Source organism: Phenylobacterium sp. Root1290, assembly GCF_001425305.1.
In the GTDB taxonomy this organism is placed as follows: Bacteria; Pseudomonadota; Alphaproteobacteria; order Caulobacterales; family Caulobacteraceae; genus Phenylobacterium.
Genome location: NZ_LMEE01000001.1, coordinates 1,122,116 through 1,140,844, shown reverse-complemented (window position 1 = coordinate 1,140,844; position 18,729 = coordinate 1,122,116). Strand labels below are relative to the sequence as shown.

14 protein-coding genes and 1 pseudogene are annotated in these 18,729 nt (G+C 69.7%); 8 read left to right on the top strand and 7 right to left on the bottom strand.

The features are described 5' to 3' along the window. Positions 1-11: 11 nt before the first annotated feature. Together ASC79_RS05525 and ASC79_RS05520 are read right to left on the bottom strand one after the other, a co-directional pair. Positions 12-2,198 carry a xanthine dehydrogenase family protein molybdopterin-binding subunit gene (locus tag ASC79_RS05525; RefSeq protein ID WP_056025032.1) on the bottom strand — a complete coding sequence of 729 codons (2,187 nt, stop codon included), beginning with the start codon at positions 2,196-2,198 and terminating at the stop codon, positions 12-14. 14 nt (positions 2,199-2,212) lie between these two features. Continuing rightward, positions 2,213-2,701 carry a (2Fe-2S)-binding protein gene (locus ASC79_RS05520; protein ID WP_056025035.1) on the bottom strand — a complete coding sequence of 163 codons (489 nt, stop codon included), beginning with the start codon at positions 2,699-2,701 and terminating at the stop codon, positions 2,213-2,215. Between the two features lie 121 nt (positions 2,702-2,822). Between ASC79_RS05520 and ASC79_RS05515 the strand changes: the two genes are divergently transcribed. From ASC79_RS05515 to ASC79_RS05500, 4 genes are all read left to right on the top strand, one after another. After that, on the top strand, positions 2,823-3,134 hold the full coding sequence (locus tag ASC79_RS05515; RefSeq protein WP_056025038.1) for an MliC family protein: 312 nt from the start codon (positions 2,823-2,825) through the stop codon (positions 3,132-3,134). Next, on the top strand, positions 3,134-4,027 hold the full coding sequence (locus ASC79_RS05510) for an NAD(P)-dependent oxidoreductase (protein WP_056025041.1): 894 nt from the start codon (positions 3,134-3,136) through the stop codon (positions 4,025-4,027). The genes ASC79_RS05515 and ASC79_RS05510 overlap by 1 nt, the downstream gene beginning before the upstream one ends. Continuing rightward, positions 4,024-4,722: a molybdate ABC transporter permease subunit gene (gene modB, locus ASC79_RS05505; RefSeq protein ID WP_056025043.1), complete on the top strand. Its 699-nt coding sequence runs from the start codon at positions 4,024-4,026 to the stop codon at positions 4,720-4,722. The genes ASC79_RS05510 and modB overlap by 4 nt, the downstream gene beginning before the upstream one ends. Before the next feature lie 67 nt (positions 4,723-4,789). Continuing rightward, positions 4,790-5,785 carry a phosphotransferase gene (locus ASC79_RS05500; protein ID WP_056025045.1) on the top strand — a complete coding sequence of 332 codons (996 nt, stop codon included), beginning with the start codon at positions 4,790-4,792 and terminating at the stop codon, positions 5,783-5,785. Here ASC79_RS05500 and ASC79_RS05495 read toward each other — a convergent pair. From ASC79_RS05495 to ASC79_RS05485, 3 genes and pseudogenes are all read right to left on the bottom strand, one after another. Further along, entirely contained in the window at positions 5,779-7,446 is a 1,668-nt protein-coding gene (locus ASC79_RS05495) for an MFS transporter (protein ID WP_056025048.1), read from the bottom strand. The genes ASC79_RS05500 and ASC79_RS05495 overlap by 7 nt on opposite strands. Positions 7,447-7,509: 63 nt before the next feature. Then, complete coding sequence (locus ASC79_RS05490) at positions 7,510-10,203, bottom strand: PAS domain S-box protein (protein WP_056025052.1); 2,694 nt, start codon at positions 10,201-10,203, stop codon at positions 7,510-7,512. Positions 10,204-10,314: 111 nt separating this feature from the next. After that, positions 10,315-11,410, bottom strand: a pseudogene (locus tag ASC79_RS05485) (acyl-CoA dehydrogenase family protein); the annotation flags it as partial. A 244-nt stretch (positions 11,411-11,654) separates the two neighbouring features. Between ASC79_RS05485 and ASC79_RS05480 the strand changes: the two are divergent. After that, on the top strand, positions 11,655-12,425 hold the full coding sequence (locus ASC79_RS05480) for an IclR family transcriptional regulator C-terminal domain-containing protein (RefSeq protein WP_235528741.1): 771 nt from the start codon (positions 11,655-11,657) through the stop codon (positions 12,423-12,425). Positions 12,426-12,473: 48 nt separating this feature from the next. Here ASC79_RS05480 and ASC79_RS21265 read toward each other — a convergent pair whose 3' ends face one another. Beyond that, positions 12,474-12,926: a helix-turn-helix transcriptional regulator gene (locus ASC79_RS21265; RefSeq protein ID WP_235528740.1), complete on the bottom strand. Its 453-nt coding sequence runs from the start codon at positions 12,924-12,926 to the stop codon at positions 12,474-12,476. Between the two features lie 328 nt (positions 12,927-13,254). Between ASC79_RS21265 and ASC79_RS05470 the strand changes: the two genes are divergently transcribed. The 3 genes from ASC79_RS05470 to ASC79_RS05460 all read left to right on the top strand — a co-directional run bounded on the left by ASC79_RS05470 (position 13,255) and on the right by ASC79_RS05460 (position 16,503). Then, complete coding sequence (locus ASC79_RS05470; protein ID WP_162244257.1) at positions 13,255-13,869, top strand: GntR family transcriptional regulator; 615 nt, start codon at positions 13,255-13,257, stop codon at positions 13,867-13,869. Between the two features lie 272 nt (positions 13,870-14,141). Continuing rightward, positions 14,142-14,798 (top strand): lasso peptide biosynthesis B2 protein, encoded by a 657-nt coding sequence (locus ASC79_RS05465; RefSeq protein WP_056020824.1) that lies wholly within the window; start codon positions 14,142-14,144, stop codon positions 14,796-14,798. 1 nt (position 14,799) lies between these two features. Then, entirely contained in the window at positions 14,800-16,503 is a 1,704-nt protein-coding gene (locus tag ASC79_RS05460) for an asparagine synthase-related protein (RefSeq protein ID WP_056020821.1), read from the top strand. Here the strand turns inward: ASC79_RS05460 and ASC79_RS05455 are convergent. Beyond that, complete coding sequence (locus ASC79_RS05455) at positions 16,439-18,724, bottom strand: S9 family peptidase (protein ID WP_056106218.1); 2,286 nt, start codon at positions 18,722-18,724, stop codon at positions 16,439-16,441. The genes ASC79_RS05460 and ASC79_RS05455 overlap by 65 nt on opposite strands. Between the last annotated feature and the right edge of the window lie 5 nt (positions 18,725-18,729).

Here is an 18,729-nt window from a genome sequence, read left to right as displayed (position 1 = left end):
GGGGAGCTTTCCTAAGCCTTGACGAACGGCTGGCTCAGCGTCGGCTGGCCCGTGAGGGTCAGCAGGGCGTTGGCCACCGCCGGGCCGATGACCGGGGTTCCCGGCTCGCCCACTCCGCTCGGCGCATTGCCGGACGGGACGATGTAGGTCTCGACGGTCGGGGCCTCGGAATTGCGCAGCACGCGGTAGCTGTCGAAGTTGCCCTGCTCGACCACGCCGTCCTTCAGCGTGACCTGGCCGAACATCGCCGCCGACAGCCCGTAGCAGGTGCCGCCTTCCATCTGCGAGGCGATCTGGTCGGGCGAGATCGCGGTGCCGCAATCGATGGCGGTGACCACGCGGCCGACCTTCGGGACGCCGCCGTCCAGCTTCACTTCGGCGATCTGAGCCACGACCGAGCCGAAGCTCTCGTGCACGGCCACGCCGCGGGTCCAGCCGGCCGGCGCCGGCGTCGTCCAGCCGGCCTTTTCCGCCGCCAGGTTCAGCACCGCCAGATGCCGGTTCGCCCCGGCCTTGGTGTAGAGCGCGCGGCGGTACTCGACCGGGTCCTTGCCGGCCTTCTTGGCCAGCTGGTCGATGGTGTGCTCCATCACATAGGCGGTGTGGGTCGCGCCGACCGAACGCCACCACAGCACCGGCACGCCCGAGTCCGGCTGGATCAGCTGCGCATCGACGATCGGCGTCGCCTTGAGATACGGCGAGCCCAGGGTTCCCTCGACCGCGGTCTCGTCCAGCTTGGGCTGGCCCATGGGCGAGCCCTTCATCAGGGTCTGGGTCACGACCCGCTGGCGCCAGCTGGCCGGATAGCCGTCCTGGTCCAGGGTGACGCGGACCGTGTGGTGGGCGATGGGCCGGAAGTAACCGGCCGCCATGTCGTCCTCGCGGGTCCAGACCAGTTTCACCGGCCGTTCCTTGCCGACCTTCTTGGCGATCTCGACGCACTCGGCGACGTAGTCGGACTGGAAGTTCGCCCGCCGTCCGAACGAGCCGCCGGCGAACAGGGTCTCGATCTCCACCGAGCCGGGCAGCATGCCGACGATCTTGGCGGTGTTGAGCTGGTCGATAGTCGGGATCTGCGAGCCGAAGGTCAGCTTGGCCTTGCCGACGCCGACCTGGGCCACGCAGTTCATCGGCTCCATGGTCGCATGGGCCAGGAACGGGAAATCGTAGGCCGCCTCGAACGCCTCGCCCTTCACGGTCGCGATGTCGCCCTTGCTCTCGAAGGCCTGCCACGCCTCCTTGTCGGACGGCTGGGCCTTGCCCGAGGCGAGGTCCTTGTAGCGGGCGAGGATCGCGTCGGAGGACCGCTTCTCAGCCTCGTCCTCGTTCCAGGTGACCTTCAGCGCCTCGCGGCCTTGCTTGGCGGCCCAGGTGTTCTCGGCCACCACCGCGACCCCGCTGGGGATCTGGTAGACCTCGACCACGCCGGGGATCTTCTTGGCCTCGGCGGCGTCGAAGGAAGCGACCTTGGCCCCGAACTTCGGGGCGTGGGCGACCATGGCGATCAGCATGTTCGGCAGCTGGACGTCCTGGGTGAACTTGGCCGTGCCGTCGGACTTGGCCCGGGAGTCCTTGCGCCGCACGCGGTCGGTGCCGATCAGGGTGAAGGTCTTCGGGTCCTTCAGCGTCGGCGTGGCGGGCGGCGTCGCCTTGGCCGCGTCCGCGACCAGTTCGCCGAAACCGGCGCTCTTGCCCGAGGCGGCGTGCGACAGCACGCCGTCCTTCACCGCGATCTCGCCGGCCGGCACGCTCCACTTGTTGGCGGCGGCCTCGACGAACATCGCCCGCGCCGAGGCGCCGGCCTTGCGCAGCTGGTCCCAGGAATTGGAGATCGCCGACGACCCGCCGGTGCCCTGCACGCCCATGCCGGTGTTGGCGTAGACCTTGGCGATGGCGGGGGCCTGCTCGACGCGAACCTTCGACCAATCGGCGTCCAGCTCCTCGGCGACGATGGCCGCCAGGCCGGCATGGTTGCCCTGGCCGAACTCGATGTGCTTGGAGACGACGGTGACCACGCCGTCCGGCGCGATCTTGATGAAGGGGCCGAAGGCGCCGAAGTCCTCTTTGGCGCCGACCGACAGCAGGTCGCCGGGCGAGCAGGCCCCGACCACCAGGGCGCCGCCGACCAGACTGGCGCCGATCACCACGTCGCGGCGGGTGGCGCCGGCGATGGCCGTCTTCTTCACGGGAGCGTTCATGTGCGTGTCTCCCCTCAGGCCTTGGCCGGCTGCGGCGCGGCGGCCGGTGCGGCGGCGGGCGTCGTCGCCGCGTCCTTGATCGCCGCGCGGACCCGCTGATAGGTCCCGCAGCGGCAGATGTTGCCGTCCATGGCCGCGTCGATGTCGGCGTCCGTGGGTTTCGGATTGGCGGTCAGCAGCGCAGCGGCCGACATGATCTGGCCGGACTGGCAGTAGCCGCACTGCGGCACGTCGTGCTTGACCCAGGCCTGCTGCAGCGGGTGGGCGCCGCCCAGGCCCTCGATGGTGGTGATCTTGCTGGCGGCCACCGCCTCGATCGGGGTGACGCAGGCGCGGACCGCCTGGCCGTCGACCATCACCGTGCAGGCGCCGCATTGGGCGACGCCGCAGCCGAACTTGGTGCCGGTGAGTTGCAGCTCGTCGCGCAGCACCCACAGCAGCGGGGTGTCGGGCGCAGCCTTCACGGCCAGGGGCTTGCCGTTGACGTCCAGAGTCATGGCCATGGGTATCCCTCCCGCAATGTGAGCGTTCGCTCATCTTAACGGCGTTTAGCACGGCCGGTAAAGTGGCTGCGTTTCGTGGCGACCACGGCTAGGCTGGCGGCGAGACAGTCAGGGGACCTGGATGCTGAAGGTGATGTTCGCGGCCGGCGCGGTGCTTGCCCTGGCCGCGTGCGCCAGCGTGGCGCCGCAGGACGCGACCGACGCGCCCCAAACCTATGCCTGCGCAGGCGGCAAGTCGTTCGCCGCCGCCTACGACCTGGCCGGCGACACCGCGCGGGTCAGCGCCGGCGGCCGCAGCTACCGCCTGCCGCACGTCCCCTCGGCCTCCGGCGCGAAGTACGCGCGCGGCGGCGTCGAACTGTTCAGCAAGGGCGACGAAGCGATGCTCTCCGGCGCCGCGGGCGCGCCGTACCGCGACTGCAAGACCGGCTGATGGACGCCTTTCCCGCCTTCTTCCCCTTGAGCGGCCGCACGGTCGTCATCGCCGGCTCGGGCGAGGCGGCCGAGGCCAAGCTGCGGCTGCTCGAGGGCTCTCCGGCCAGGATCGTGCGCCTGGAGGGACCCGAGGCGGCGCTGGCCCAGTCCTATGCCGGCGCGGCGCTCGCCTTCGTGGCCAGCGCCGACGAGGCCTTCGTACAGGCCGCGGCCGCGGCGGCCCGCGCGGCGCACGTGCCGGTCAATGTCGTCGACCGCCCGCAGCTCTGCGACTTCACCACCCCGGCGGTGATCGACCGCGGCGAGGTGGTGGCCGCCATCGGCACCGGCGGCGCCTCGCCGATGCTGGCGACCATGCTGCGCACCGATATCGAACAGCGGGTGCCCGAGGGCGCCGGCCGCGTCGCGGCCCTGTTCCGACAGCTGCAGGACGAGGTCCGCGCCGCGTTGCCGCAACTGCACGAGCGCCGCGCTTTCCTGCGCGAGGCGCTGGCCGGACCCGCCGCGAGCGCCGCCATGGCCGGCGACATGGACGGCGCGACCCGGCTGCTGCGCGAGGCGCTGGCCGGGGGGCTGGCTGCTCAGGGCCGCGTGCGGATCGTGAGCGGGCGCGGCCCAGCCGACCTGCTGACCCTGCGCGCCACCCGTGCGCTGGCCGGCGCGGACGTGATCGTCGCCGATCCGGACGCCGACCCGGCGATCCTGTCTCTGGCGCGCCGCGACGCCGAGCGCCTGGACCCAGCCGACGCGACGAGCGAGCGCCTGGCGGCGCTGTGCGCGTCCGGCATGACCATCGTGCGGGTGACGACTGCGCCGCTTGCGCCGGCCCTGCTGGCGGGGCTGGAGCGGGCTGGCGTCGCGATCGAGGTCCTGCCGACGGCGGCGCCGTGAGCAGCCTGACGCCGGAAGATCTCGAAGCGGTCCTGCTGTCGCTGAGGGTGGCGCTGGTCGCCACGGTGGTCGCCCTGCCGATTGCGGTGCTGGTGGCCCTGGCCCAGGCGCGCGGCCGTTACGCCGTGCGGGTGGTGCTGGACGCGGCGGTGACCTTGCCGCTGGTGCTGCCGCCGGTGGCGACGGGCTACATCCTGCTGCTGCTGTTCGGCCGTCGCGGGGTGTTCGGGCAGGCGCTGGAGAAGATCGGCGTCGTATTCGCCTTCGACTGGACCGGCGCGGCCCTGGCCGCCGGGATCATGGCGTTCCCGCTGATGGTCCGCCCGATCCGCCTGGCCATCGAGGCGGTCGACCGTGAGGTCGACGAGGTGGCGCGGACCCTGGGCGCCGGGCGGCTGACCAGGTTCTTCCGCGTCACCCTGCCGCTCGCCCTGCCGGGCGTGGCCGCAGGCGCGATCCTCGGTTTCGCCAAGGCGCTGGGCGAGTTCGGCGCGACCATCACCTTCGTCGCCGCCATCCCGAGCGAGACCCTGACCCTGCCGGCGGCCATCTACGGCGCCACCCAGTCGCCCGGCGGCGAGGCGCGGGCCGCGGCGCTGTGCCTGGTCGCCGCGGTGATCGCGGTCGGCGCGGTGCTGGTCTCCGACGCCGTCGGCCGCTGGGCCGGACGGGCCGCCCGCGGCGATCGCAGATAATCACCCGGATAATATTGACGCAGTATTATATCCGGGTAAAAGCGCCCTCCGATCTGGAGGACGCCCCATGCCGTTCGATATCCCGCCGGCCGCCCGCACGGCGGTCGCCCGCGGCCTGACCGTCGCCTTCGGCGCGACCGAGCCGGACTTCGCCACGCCGCTCTCGGGCGGTCTCTCCGGCGCGCGGATCTTCAAGATCAGGGTCGGCGGCATCGCCTACCTGCTGCGGCTTGAGGTCGAGCGCGACGGCTTCCGCGATCCTGAGCGCGCCTATGCCTGCATGCGGATCGCCGCCGCCGGGCTGTTGGCGCCGCGTGTCCGCTACGCCGACGCCGCCGACGGCGTGGCGATCATGGACTTCATCGACGAGCGGCCGCTGTCGCTGGAGTATCGCGGCACGCATGATCAGCTCGTGGTCGAGATCGCCCAGACCATCCGCGCCCTGCATGGCGGCCCGCCGTTTCCGCCGCTGGTGGACTACCTGGACGGCCTCGACGCGCTGGTCGCCCAGTTCCGGGCGCAGGGCCTCGTCGCGCCCGAGGCGATGGCCGAGTTGCTGGATCTCTATGGCCGCCTGCGCCGACGCTACCGAACCGATCCCGGCGACCTGGTCGCCAGCCACAACGACCTCAACCCGCGCAACATCCTCTATGACGGCGCGCGGCTGTGGCTGGTGGACTGGGAGTCGGCCTTTCTCGCCGACCGCTATGTCGACCTCTCCTGCCTGGCCAATCTGTTCGCCCCGACGCAGGCGGACGAGGATCTGCTGCTGGCGACCTACTTCGGGCGGGTGGACGCGGCGATGCGGGCCCGGCTCTACATGATGCGGCAGGTCAACCACCTGTTCTACGGCCTGGTGATGGCCGGCGGGGTCTCCGCAGCGCCCGCGAGCGATCTGGCGGGGCCGAGCCTGGCGCAGATCCACCAGGCCCTGGCCCTCGGGGCCTTCGACCTGGCCAGCGACGAGGGCCGCATGGCCTACGTCAAGGCGCGGCTGTCGGCGGCGCTGGAGGGACTGCGCGCACCGCGGCTGGAGGCGGCGCTGGCCGAGCTCGGCTACTGATCGAGCGATCGCCCCCGGGTCTCGGGCAGCAGCAGCAGGCAGACGATCACCGAGATCAGGGTGAAGGCGAACGGATACCAGAGGCCGGCATAGATCTGCCCGGTCGCCGCCACGATGGCGAAGGCGGTGAAGGGCGTGAAGCCGCCGACCCAGCCGGTGCCGATGTGGTAGGGCAGGGACATGGCGGTGTAGCGGATGCGGGTCGGGAACAGCTCGACCAGGCAGGCCGCGATCGGCCCGTAGAGCGCCGTGGCCGCGATCACGAACACCAGCAACACCCCGAACGCGCCGGGCAGGTTCATGCGTTCGGGATCGGCCGTCATCGGATAGCCGGCGTTGATCAGCGCGGTCTTGAGTTCCCCCTCGACCTCGGCCTTCGCGGCCTTGGCGGTGTTGCCCACCAGGCCTACGGCGCTGGCGGACGGCACCGTGGTCGAGCCGATGCGCACGACGGCCGGCGCGCCCGCCGGTCCGACCTCGTTGGAGTAGGAGACGCCGGCCCCGGCCAGCACGCTCTTGGCGATGTCGCAGGACGACAGGAACGAGGCCTTGCCCACGGGATCGAATTGCAGCGAGCAGTCGTTGGGGTCGGCCACGACGACCACGGGCGTGCGCGCCTGCGCCTCCGACAGGGCCGGGTTCAGCGTCTGGGTCAGCATGTGGAAGCCGGGGAAATAGGCGACCAGCATCAGCCCCATGCCGAACAGCATCACCCACTTGCGGCCGATCTTGTCGGACAGCCAGCCGAACGCCACGTAGCCGACCGCGCTGACCGCCGTCGCCGACAGCATCAGCAGGTTGATAGTCTCGGGCGCGACCTTCAGGAACCGCTCCATGAAGGTCTGGACGTAGAAGAAGGCCGTGTACCAGACCGCTCCTTGGGCGAACATCACGGCGACCAGGGCCAGCAGCACGATCTTGAGGTTGCGCCACTGGCCGAAGGCTTCGGCGAACGGCGCCTTAGAGGCCGTACCCTCGGCCTTCATCTTGGCGAAGGCCGGGCTCTCCGACAGCTTCAGCCGCATCCAGATCGAGATCGCCAGCAGGCCGGCCGAGAACAGGAACGGGATACGCCAGCCCCACTCATCGAACGCCTGCGGCCCGAAGTAGCCGCCGACGACCACGCGGGTGATCAGGATCACCATCAGCGCCCCGAATAGGCCCAGCGCGGCCGAGGTCTGCACCCAGCCGGTGGCCCAGCCGCGCCGGTCGGCCGGCGCGTGCTCGGCCACGTAGATCGCCGCGCCGCCGTACTCGCCGCCCAGCGCGAAGCCCTGGATGATCCGCATCAGCACCAGCAGCGCCGGGGCCAGCAGGCCCACCTGCTGGTAGGTCGGCAGCAGGCCGATGGCGAAGGTCGCCGCGCCCATCAGCACGACGGTGACCAGGAACGCGCCCTTGCGCCCGGCCTTGTCGCCGATCCGCCCGAACACCAAGGCGCCCAGCGGCCGGAACAGGAACCCGGCGCCGAACAAGGCCAGCGCGGCGATGTAGCCGGCGGTCTCCGGCAGCCCGGAGAAGAAGGTCTTGGAGATGACGTGCGTCAGACTGCCGAAGACGAAGAAGTCATACCATTCGAAGGCGGTGCCCGCCGACGAAGCGGCCACCACGGTCCGCAACGACGCCGGCTTCTTGCCCGCATCCACGGCGACATCCGCCATTCTTTGTCTCCCCCGAAACTGACCAAGGTCTATCTCGGAGAACGGCGGTGTGAAAGAGCCTGGCTAGGCGACCGCTGCGGCGTCGTCGTTCGCGCTGGGCTCGATGGCGGCCAGCCGTGCGATCTCGCTGAGCAGGGCGGTGGGCGAGATCGGCTTGCCCACCACGCCGTCCATGCCGGCTTCCAGATAGGCGGTCCGCTGGTGGGCCAGGACGTTGGCGGTCAGGGCGACGATCGGCGTCGCCGCCACCGCCCCGCCCATCGCGCGGATCTGGCGCGCGGCCTCCAGGCCGTCGATGCCCGGCATCTGCACGTCCATCAGGATGAGGTCGAAGGCGCCTCGCCCGGCGGCCTCCACGCCCAGATAGCCGTCTGCAGCGGTCTCGACGACAGCGCCCAGTTTCTCCAGCAGCTTGGTGGCGATCATCCGGTTGGTCGGATTGTCCTCGACCACCAGCACGCGCAGGCCGTTCAGCCAGTCGTCCTCGGTCTCCTCGGCGGCGATCGCCGCTTCGGACGGGGCCGCGGAAACTTCCAGCCAGAATACTGAGCCGACGCCTTCGGTCGAGGCGAAGCCCACGCCGCCGCCCATCATCTGGGCCAGCCGTTGGGTGATGGAGAGTCCCAGGCCCGAGCCGCCGAACTTGCGCGTCGTCGAGGCGTCGCCCTGGTCGAAGCGCTGGAAGATCCGCGGTTGGACCGCCTCGGGAATGCCGACGCCGGTGTCGGCGATCTCCAGCCGCAGCATCTGGGTCAGCGCTCCGGGCCGCAGCGATGCGCGGATCGTCACTTGGCCCTTCAGCGTGAACTTCACCGCGTTTCCGACCAGGTTGAACAGCGCCTGGCGCAGCCGCACCGGATCGGACACCACCCAGCCCACGGCCGGATCGACATCGACCACCAGCTTCAGGTTCTTCGCTTCGGCCTGCGGCCGCAGCAGCCGGGCGACGCCTTCGATCAGCGCGCGCGGCTCGAGCGCCTCGGGCGACATCTCCAGGCGGCCGGCCTCGATCTTCGAGAAGTCGATGACGTCGTTCAGCAGCTCGGCCAGCATCTGTCCGCAGGACAGCGCCTCCTCCAGCATCCGCCGGCCCTCTTCGGACAGGGTCTCGGACTTCAGCAGGTGCAGCACGCCCATCACGCCGTTCATGGGCGTGCGGATCTCGTGGCTCATATTGGCCAGGAACGCGGCCTTGGCTTCGCCGGCCGACTGCGCCGCGCGTTGGGCGGCGATCAGGTCCAGCTCCTGGCGCTTGCGCTGGTCGAAGTCCTGCACCAGGCCCACGCCCTTGAGCCACTTGCCCTTCTTGTCGGTGGACAGGTGGTGGAAGACGCGGATCCAGCGCTCGTGCCCCGACGGGCCGACCGCACGGGCCTCGAACGCCTCGCCCGGCGCGCGATTGCCGTCGCGGATGTCGCGGAAGGCCTTGCGCACGTGCTCCAGGTCGTCGGGATGGAAGCGCGGAAACTGCAGGGTCTGGGCTTCTTCGTAGCCGCCGATCCCCTGGCCGACGAGCTTCTCGAACTCGGGGCTGGCCCAGAAGGTCTTCTGGACGTGATCGATCTCGTAGACGCCGGCGTCGGCGGCGTTGAGCGCCAGCTTCAGGCGGCGGGCGTTGACCTCGGCGTCGCGCCGGGCCTCGGCCAGCGGGGTGATGTCGTCGACGTAGCAGATCACGCCCTGCACGGCGCCCTTGGCGTCGCGCCACGGGCGCGCCTGCCAGCGCACCCAGCGCCGCACGCCGTCGATGTCGGCCAGGCGATGTTCGCTGTTGCTGACGACCTCGCCGTCGAGACCCTGCAGCAGGGCGTTCAGCAGCCGCTTGGGCGCGCGCGGGAAGCTCTGCGCCAGGGTCAGGCCGACCGGTTCGGCGCCCTTGCGGGTGAAGAGGTCGCGCCAGCTGCCGCTCATCACCAGATAGCGCAGCCGACGGTCGAACATGGCCACCGCAAACGGCGAGCTTTCGACCAGCTGCACCATCTGCTGCTGGCCGCGCACGGCGCCGTCGCGCGCCTGCACCAGCTCGGTGATGTCCTGCATCACCCCGCGCAGGGCGTACTCGCCGCCCGGCCGCGGTTCGGTGCGGAAGGTGTTGCGCCAGTGCGACCAGCTGCCGGTCTTGTCCTTCAGCCGGTGCTCGAACGAGCCGGCCTTGCCGAAGAGGATGCCCTCCATGACCTTGGTGCGCACGCTCGCGGCTTCGTCCGGGTGCAGCACCGCGCCGACCTTGTCGACGTCGCTCAGCTCGTCGTCGCTGTAACCGGTGAGGGTGAGGATATCCTGCGACCACTCGATGCGGTCGTCGTCGGGCTCATAGGACCAGGTGCCGATCCCGGCCGCCTGCGACAGCAGTTGGCCGGTGCGTTCGGCGGCGACCAGCCGCGCGTCGCGCGCGCGTTCGCGGGTGGCGTTGCGCACCACGCCGATCATCTCGCCGTCCGGCATCAGCTGGGCGCGGCCCTCGAACCAGCGCCAGGTGCCGTCCTTGGCGCGGATGCGCGAGGCGTGGTCGCTGAAGCCGTGTTCCTTCAGGCGCTGCAGGTGCGCCTCGACGCTGGCCTCTTCGCCAGGATGAATGAAGTCGCGGGCGTATTGCCCCACGACCTCGGACTCAGCCCAGCCGGTCTCCCGCTGGAAGGTCGGATTGACCAGCTTGAACTTCTTGTCCGCACCGATGACGAACATCACTTCGCGGCTGTTCTCGAACAGCCACTCGATGATCGCCGCCGATTCCTGCGGTGTCCGCGTTGCGGCCATCGCCCCCCGTCCCCTTGTTCGGGAGGATTATGTAACGCCGGTCGGTAAACGTAACGTTTGGACCGGAAATTTTCTAGCGCGATGGTTGTGGACTAAAACCGAAGCGAGAAACTAGAAGGCGTTTTCGCCCGTGATCGCCCGGCCCAGGATCAGCGCGTGGACGTCGTGCGCGCCTTCGTAGGTGTTGACGGTCTCCAGGTTCGCGGCATGCCGCATCACGTGGTACTCGCCCGAGATGCCGTTGCCGCCGTGGATGTCGCGAGCCTCGCGGGCGATGGCCAGGGCCTTGCCGCAGTTGTTGCGCTTCATCAGGCTGATGGCTTCCGGCACCCAGGCGCCTTCGTCGAGCAGCCGGCCCAGGGTCTGCATGTCGGCCAGCTTCTTCTGGACCAGCTGGCGGGCGGCCAGCGGGCGGCCGAACACCTTGCGGGTCAGGGTGTACTCGCGGCTGGCGTGCAGRCAGAACTCGGCCGCGCCCATCGCGCCCCAGCTGATGCCGTAGCGGGCCTTGTTCAGGCACGAGAACGGSCCGCGCAGGCCGGTGACGTTCGGCAGCATCTGGTTCTCGGGCACGAAGACGTCGGCCAGMGAGATGTCGCCGGTGACCGAGGCGCGCARCGAGAGCTTGTTCTGGATCTTGGCGGTGGCGAAGCCTTCCGAGCYGCGATCGACCAGGAAGCCGCGGATCACCCCGTCCAGCTTGGCCCAGACCAGCGCCACGTCGGCGATCGGGCTGTTGGTGATCCACATCTTGGCGCCGTTGAGCACGTAGCCGCCGTCGACCTTCTTCGCCACGGTGCGCATCGAGGCCGGGTCSGAGCCGCCGTCGGCCTCGGTCAGGCCAAAGCAGCCGACGATCTCGCCGCGGGCCATGCCGGGCAGGTACTTCATCTTCTGCTCTTCCGAGCCGAAGGCGTAGATCGGGTACATGACCAGCGAGGACTGCACGCTCATCGCCGAGCGGTAGCCGCTATCGATCGCCTCGATCTCACGGGCGATCAGGCCGTAGGCCACGTGGCTGACGCCGGCGCCGCCGTACTGCTCGGGCAGGGTCGCGCCCAGGAAGCCCAGGGCCCCCATCTCGCTCATGATCTCGCGGTCGAAGCGCTCGTCGGCGTAGGCCGAGACGACGCGCGGCAGCAGCTTCTCGCGGGCGTAGGCGCGGGCGCTCTCCCACACCATCCGCTCTTCCTCGGTGAGGCGCGAGNCGTCGGCGTAGGCCGAGACGACGCGCGGCAGCAGCTTCTCGCGGGCGTAGGCGCGGGCGCTCTCCCACACCATCCGCTCTTCCTCGGTGAGGCGCGAGACCAGGTCGAGCGGGTCTTCCCAGTTGAAGGTCTTGGGCTGGTCGCCGGTGTCGAGGGCCATGGCGCGTTCTCCGAAAGCTGACGGGCGAGGCGCGGGTAAGTGGGGGTAGCGGCCCGGTCAATCATTTTGTACAAATGTGCGCAATGCGCACTTTGTCTGAAGATGACCGCCGCGACTTCGTCCAATCCTTCGCCAGGGGACTGGAGGTCATCCGAGCCTTTCGCAGCGATCGGCCGGCCATGACCTTGAGCGAGGTCGCCGAGGCGGTGGGGATCACGCGCGCGGCGGCGCGCAGGTTGCTGCTGACATTGGTCGAGGAGCGCTATGCACGCCTGGACGGCGGGCGCTTTCAGCTGACCCCGCGCGTCCTCGATCTGGGCTACAGCTATCTTGCGGGTCTTGGGCCATGGACCGGCGCGCAAGCCGTGCTGACCGAGGTCACGCATGAGTTGGGCGAGTCCTGTTCGCTCAGCGTCCTGGAGGCTGATGAGGTGGTCTATGTGGCGCGGGTCACCGCCAGCCGCATGATGACGCTCAACCTGCGGGTTGGCAGCCGCTTGCCGGCTTTCCACACCTCCACGGGCCGGGTGATGCTCGCCTATCGATCGGCGCCGGATGTCGAGGCCCTGCTTCAGGGGCGGACTTTCGAACGCCTGACACCGCGAACGGTGACGTCGCACGAAGGCTTGCGCGACATCCTACGCCAGACGCGTCGGCAGGGCTGGTGCCTGTGCGACCAGGAGCTTGAAGTCGGCCTCATCTCCTTGGCCGTTCCAATCCATGATCGAACAGGCGCGGTCGTCGCGGCCCTCAACCTATCGGCAGAGGCCAGCCGCATGAGCGCCGAGACGCTTGTCGCAAGCGCCCTGCCGGTCCTGCAGCGGGCGGCCGAGACGTTGTCGGGGTTGTCCTAGCGCGGGCCGTACGGATGTCTGCGCGATTGCGGCGGCGGCGCTCGGGGGCTAGTCGCCAGGTTCGAAGCGGTCGGCCAGCCAGCGGCGAGCCTCGTCGTCGCGCTGGGACAGGTCCGCTTCCAGGTCATCGAACATCCGCCGCGTCGCGGCGATGAAGCGGGCGACTTCGATCCGGGTCAGGCGATCACCCAGGCGCTCGTCGAACCGCTGAGCGCCGCTGATGAGAACGCTGACCAGCTTGTTGTCCATGGTGTGGGCGGCGAAGTCCGGCGCGCCGATCAGGACCGCCGTCAGGATGGCGTGTGCGTCGCTGTCGGTGGCGTCCGCGAAGGACCGGATGCGCTCGATGTCGATGTGAGCCCGGCCGCCTTCGAAGTGATGATAGGTCCGTAGCGGAAGCCCCATGCGCCGCGCGACTTCGCTCGCTTTCAAGCCGCGGCGTAGGCGGACCAACTTAAGCGTCTCCGACAAGGCGGAATTCTTGGACCTGGGCGCGGTCATGCGGGTCTGGTTCTGGGCGGGCGGAGGCATTGGTCGGAACACGGCGCGAGCGGCCGCACGCCGAGGAAAACTTGTCCAGCGCGGCAAGTCTGTATCGTCCGATGTCGGCGCCGAACACTGAAAAAATGTTCGCCATCCCGCTATCGGACTGCGTCGGCAAGTGTATTGCCAGGTTCGGCAACAAAGTTGCGTAGCGTAGCGTAGATAATCGCATTTCATCGTTATTGTTCGGCGTGAGATACGATTTTGCGCGCTACGCGCGAGTGCGTGCGGTAACCACTTGAGGGTGCGCCTCTGCATGGTGCGATGGCGTTTGGAGATGAAGGCCGTGCGTGATCGCGAACCCTTCGGCTCGGCTCTGGCGGAGATCCGTGCGCGGATCCGCGTCGGCGCCATCCTTCCTGGTCAGGCGCTCGTGGTTGATGACCTGGCCCGCGATCTGCGGCTAAGCCCGACGCCGGTGCGTGAAGCCCTGGCCTACCTGACCGGAGCTGGACTGGTCGTCGGCCGCGAAGGACGCGCCCGCGGCTATGCGGTTTCGGCGCTGAGCGCTGCTGACCTTGCCGACCTCTACCGGCTACACGCCCTGCAGGTCGCCTTCGGCCTGGCCGAGGCTTCCCGCAGGCGTCTGGCCCCCGCCACGGCCGGTGACGACGCGGAGGAGGGGGGCGCCGAACTGGCCGAACGCGCTGGGCGGTTTTTCCAGCGCCTCGTCGAGGCCAGCGGCAACCGAACGCTGCTGCGGGCGCATCAGGCCCTGGCGCACAGGCTGCACCTGCCGCGCACCATAGAGCCGCGCGTCTTTCCCGACGCTGAACCCGAGCTCGCGCGGCTGATCTCGGCTTCGTCGAGCGCAGATCTCGGTCGGGCCGTTCGTCACTATCACCGCCGCCGTGTTTCGCGTTCCGAACAGATCATTGCGCTGATTGGAGCACCCGCCTAAGCCGCTGAAATATAGTCCAGATATAGTTTGAATAGAGGATGTGCCGAGCGCCTGCTTGAGGGGCCGTGATGAACGGCTGAACGCCAACAGGAGGCAACCATGTTCAAGCTTTCGAACCTGATCGCCCTGGGCCAAGCCAAGCGCCTGACCCTCGGCGGCGAAGTCGGTCCGCCGATCGAAGAACACGCCTTCCCCTACGAGTAAGGGGCAGGGGCCGCCGGCGCCGCCAGGCGCCGGCGGCCTTCCTTCTCACCACATCTTGAGGTTTCCCGATGGCTGTGCGGGGCGCGGCGGCGAGCGTGTGGCTCGCTCCGCACATTCATGTGGCGCGCGATGGCGACGACCTCGTCGTCCTCGATGTCGACGCCGACGCTTACTTCTGCTTGCCGCAGGCAGCCGTGAGCCTCGCTGTCGAGGCGCAGGGCGCCAGGCTGTCTGGGCTTGCGCCCGACGTCGTCCAGGCGCTTCGCAAGGTGGGAGCTTTGGCGGAAGAGGGCGTGGCCCGCTCGGGCGCCGCTCGCCTCGTCCCGTCGCGCGATCTGGCCGGGAGCCTGGCGGCGTCGGTTCGGCTCTCAGAGCTGTCTGACCTTGTCCTGTCCATCCTCGAAGCGCTGATCCGCTTCCGGTGTCAGGCTCTGAAGGAGGTGATCGCGGTTGGAGGCGCTACGCAGGTCACGGATCAGGCGGTGTTGGAGCGCCGGGCCTTGGTGTTTCGGACCCTTTGGCCCTGGTCTCCGGTCCAGGGGGCGTGTCTCTTCCAAGCGCTGGTGTTGCGGATTTTCCTACGCCGGGGCGGAGCGACCTGCGATTGGGTCTTCGGGGTCCGCACCTGGCCGTTTTCGGCGCACTGCTGGCTGCAGTCCGGCGATCTGGTCCTCAACGACTTGGCCGAGCGCGTGCGCGCCTACCGGCCGATCATGGTCACCTGACATGGTCGCCTATCTCGCCGCGCTGGATGTCGGGCAGGGCCCCGAGAGGCTGGCCCTGTTGCGCGAGGCCGCCCGCGGCGCCGAGGGCTGGCGGATCGCAGTGGACCAACCTGGGGCGCTGATCATGGTCCGAGGCGATACGCCCGTGCGCACGTTGCAGGCCGGCCGGGGTTGGCTGATCGGCGACCTCTACAGGGCTGGGCGGCCAGTCGGCGGCGAACCGCCGAGCGTGCGGATCTCCCAGGCGCTCCCCGGGGTCGAGGTCGCCCGAGATCTCTGCGCGCATTTCTGGGGACGCTATGTCGGCCTGATCCACGAGGCGGGCGGCGGGGTTATGATCTTTCGCGACCCGTCGGGCGCCGTGGAGGCTATGCGCTGGCAGGTCGGTCCGGTCGTGATGGTCGGGTCCGAGCTTCCGGACTGGCTGCCGGCGGTCTACTCGCCTGATCTCTCGATCGACTGGAGCGCTGTCGCCAGGTGGCTGGTCAGCTCCAGCGCCGCGGCGGTCCAATCGGGACTGGCCGGCCTAACCTCGGTCACGCCGGGCGCGCTGCAGGGCAGGGAAGGCGATGAGCTTCAGCTCTGGCGCCCGCAGCAGTTCGCACGCCAGGGCGCACCCGACATGGAGGCCTTGCCAGACCTGCTCGACCAATGCGTCGGGGCGCTGGCGAGCGGCAGCGCGGCTATCCAGGCCGAAATCTCCGGTGGTCTCGATAGCTCCATCCTCACCGCCAGCCTGGCCAGGGTCGCCGGCGGCAAGGTGCGCGAATGGATCAACTACCATGCCGCGGACGGCCAGGGCGACGAGCGGCTATACGCCCGGCAGGTGGCGGCGCTCTGGGACCTGCCGCTTGTCGAGGCCGTGAAGCCGCCCTTCGCCATGACGCCGGAGGCGCTCGAAGCTGGCGCGGCGGGCCTTCGTCCAGGGTTCACGGCGCTTGATGGACAGCGCGACCTGGACGGCGCGGCGCGGGCCCTGGCGCTCGGGGCTGACCGGGTCTTCACCGGCCAGGGCGGCGACATGGTCTTCTTCCAGACGCCGACGCCGGTGCTGGCCGCAGACTACATCCGCGCCCGCGGCCTGGCTGGGGTCGCTTCGCCCTATCTGTTGGAGGTGGCCCGCTGGACCCGCCGCTCGGTGTGGTCGCTGACCTCCTGCGCCTTCGACGCTCGCGCGGCGTGGACTGGCGAGGCCAGCGTTGCTGGCCATCCCTGGATGGAGGCGGCGGGGGATCTGCCGCCGGCCAAGCGCGCGCATATCGCCCATCTGGCTCAGAAGCTCGCCATCCATATCGACAACCAAAGATCCCGTGTCGCCGAGGTGGTGCATCCGCTGATCTGCCAGCCGATGATGGAACGGTGGCTCGCCATTCCCGCCGACCAGCTGACCCTGGGCGGTCGCGACCGGGGCTTGGCGCGAGCGGTGTTCGGCGAGCGGCTCCCACCGGCCATCCGCGATCGGCGCGGCAAGGGTGAACTCACCGGCTACTACGGCCGCGGGGTCGCCGCGAGCCTGCCCTGGACGAGGTCCTACCTCCTCGATGGCCGGCTCGCCGCCGAGGGCTTGATCGATCGCGCGCGCTTCGAGCATGTGCTCACGCCCGAGCACCAGATCTGGCGTGGCGACGCCTATCTGGTTCTTACGACCCTGACGGTGGAGGCTTGGGTTCGGCGCTGGGAGGGGGCGTGTCGAGCGTCTCGCTGAGCCAGTCGAGGATCGAAGCGTAGAGGTCGCGGATGTTGGCTGGGCTCGCGAAGGTGTGGCCTTCCCCCCAGTAGGTGAGGAGAGCGGCGTCCTTCCTCTGGCGATAGAGCGCCGTGAACAGCGCCTGGGACTGGCTCGCGCGGATGTCGTCGAGATCTCCGTGGATCAGCAGCACCGGCGCTGTGATCTTGTCCGCAGCATAGATGTTGCTGGCGGTGCGATAGCGCTCGGGCGCCCGCCAGGGCGGGACGGCGAGCCCGGCCTGGCCGCTTTCGACCTTGCCGGCGCTGAGCGGGGACGACGGCCCGTCTTCAGGCGTCACCCAGTTGTGCAGGACGAATTCTCCCCAGCTGGCGACTTCGTCCTGTACGCCGGCCGCCGCGATCACCGAGGCGAAGCGATCGCTCTGGCTGGCGGCCGCAACGGCGGAGAGGGCGCCGAAGCTGTGGCCATAGAGGGCGACCTTCGCCGGATCGAGACCGGCCTGAAGGTCGGTCGCCTCGACCGCCCGCAGAATGTCGGCCGCGACGCCCTGGGCCGGTCCCGTCTGGCCGGCCTCATAGGGAAGGCTCGGCGCCAAGACCGCATAGCCCGCACCCACAAGGATCTGGGCGTTGCGATAGGTGTTGATCGCCTCCGGGGCGTAGAGCGCCGGCGGCGCGGCGTATACCGATCCGCGATAGGGAATGACCACCAATCCGCGCGGGGACCTCGTCGGCGGGCGGTAGAGCCAGCTGGTGAGCGGCTCGCCGTGCGGTCCGCGGTGGCGCACCGGCTCGATTCGGGCGGGATCGACCTCTTCCAGGCGCCCATTCAGCGTGGCGAGAACAGCTTCTCCCTGCGGGGAGATATGCATCAGTGTTGAGACGCCCTTCGGAGAGGCGACCTTCGCCAGCAACTGATCGCCGCCGCCGGCCAACACCTCGCCGCCGGGGGGCGGACGCCACCGAACAAGGATGCGTCCGTCTGCGCCGATCGACGCGATCTCGTCGCCGATGCGAACGATGGACGACCGCCGCGGCGGGTTCATTTGCAGACGGGTGCCGGGCTCGGCGGGGGCGCCGGGCTCCGGAACCGCGGCGTCGCTCGCGGTCGCGCTGGCGGCGGCTCGCCAGCCGCTCCCGCCCGCGGAGGCGGCCGACAAGACGAACGGTTCGGCGCCTCGCCACTCCGCGCGCAGATAGACCGAGCCCTCGAGGTTGCGCGTGAGGGCTGGGGAGACCGCGTCAAGGATGCGGACCTGACCGCGCGCGGCTGACACCACCGCCAGTCGGCGGCTCGCCGCGTCCGGGGCGAGCGCAATCAGGAGGCGCTCGTCGTTCGACCAGGACAGCAGGCCCGTGGCCACCGGCGAGGGCAGGGACGGGCGCGTCACCCGTCCGCTGCGAAGGTCGACCAGGGTCAGGCGCAGCATTCGCGTCGCCGAAGCGACCCGCGCCGGCTGGTCTGCCGGGGGCTGGATGTCCTCGCCCCGCTCGATCAACGCCGCCCAGCGGCCTGACGGCGAGACTTCCAGATCGATGAACTCTCCCGCCGCCAGCATTTCGGAGGCGCCGGATCGGGCGTCGATGGCGACCAGCGCGCCCGGCGTCTTCTGCGCCCGCATCGCCAGGAACCGGCCGCTGCCGATCGCTGTGCGGGTCGGCGCCTCGCCGCGCGCCGCCGTACGCCAGCGGCCCGGCAACTGGTCTTGGACAGTTCGGCGCGACGCCAGATGGTAGGGCAGACGATGATCTGCGGTCGTCAGCGCCAACAGCCGGCCATCCCGGCTCCACTGGGCCGCCCGACCAAATACCGGCAACTCAGGCGTCTGACCGGTCCAGGCGATCTTGCGGTCTGCGAGGGAGGCGACGCCGGCCTCCAGCGAGGGCCCCTTAAGACGGTAGACCATCAGGCGTGAGCCGTCCGGCGACAGGGGGCCGGCGAAATAGCCGGTGTCAGGCTGCGTCGGGGCGAGCCGCATCAGCGGACCGCCAGACTTGAGGTCGGCGATCCAGAGTTCCGACAACAGCATGGGCGTGAGCCCGCCATAGCTATAATCGGAGATATCTCGCCAGGGGCGCTGGCGCTCCACCACCGCCCAGCGCCCCGCAGGATCGATCTGGGCGCGCCCCAGCGCCTCTGTGGCCAGCAGATCCTCGACCGTATAGCTCCTCCCAGCGCTCGCCTGAGGGCAGGCGAACGCCAGCGCCAGAGCGCACAGCCCCGTCAAAACGCGCATGTGCA

Bases quoted from the DNA above. Each gene is read 5' to 3' on its own strand.
- ASC79_RS05525 (WP_056025032.1), bottom strand. From the start codon at position 2,198: ATGAACGCTCCCGTGAAGAAGACGGCCATCGCCGGCGCCACCCGCCGC.
- ASC79_RS05520 (WP_056025035.1), bottom strand. From the start codon at position 2,701: ATGGCCATGACTCTGGACGTCAACGGCAAGCCCCTGGCCGTGAAGGCT.
- ASC79_RS05515 (WP_056025038.1), top strand. From the start codon at position 2,823: ATGCTGAAGGTGATGTTCGCGGCCGGCGCGGTGCTTGCCCTGGCCGCG.
- ASC79_RS05510 (WP_056025041.1), top strand. From the start codon at position 3,134: ATGGACGCCTTTCCCGCCTTCTTCCCCTTGAGCGGCCGCACGGTCGTC.
- ASC79_RS05500 (WP_056025045.1), top strand. From the start codon at position 4,790: ATGCCGTTCGATATCCCGCCGGCCGCCCGCACGGCGGTCGCCCGCGGC.
- ASC79_RS05495 (WP_056025048.1), bottom strand. From the start codon at position 7,446: ATGGCGGATGTCGCCGTGGATGCGGGCAAGAAGCCGGCGTCGTTGCGG.
- ASC79_RS05490 (WP_056025052.1), bottom strand. From the start codon at position 10,203: ATGGCCGCAACGCGGACACCGCAGGAATCGGCGGCGATCATCGAGTGG.
- ASC79_RS05480 (WP_235528741.1), top strand. From the start codon at position 11,655: ATGCGCACTTTGTCTGAAGATGACCGCCGCGACTTCGTCCAATCCTTC.
- ASC79_RS21265 (WP_235528740.1), bottom strand. From the start codon at position 12,926: ATGACCGCGCCCAGGTCCAAGAATTCCGCCTTGTCGGAGACGCTTAAG.
- ASC79_RS05465 (WP_056020824.1), top strand. From the start codon at position 14,142: ATGGCTGTGCGGGGCGCGGCGGCGAGCGTGTGGCTCGCTCCGCACATT.
- ASC79_RS05460 (WP_056020821.1), top strand. From the start codon at position 14,800: ATGGTCGCCTATCTCGCCGCGCTGGATGTCGGGCAGGGCCCCGAGAGG.
- ASC79_RS05455 (WP_056106218.1), bottom strand. From the start codon at position 18,724: ATGCGCGTTTTGACGGGGCTGTGCGCTCTGGCGCTGGCGTTCGCCTGC.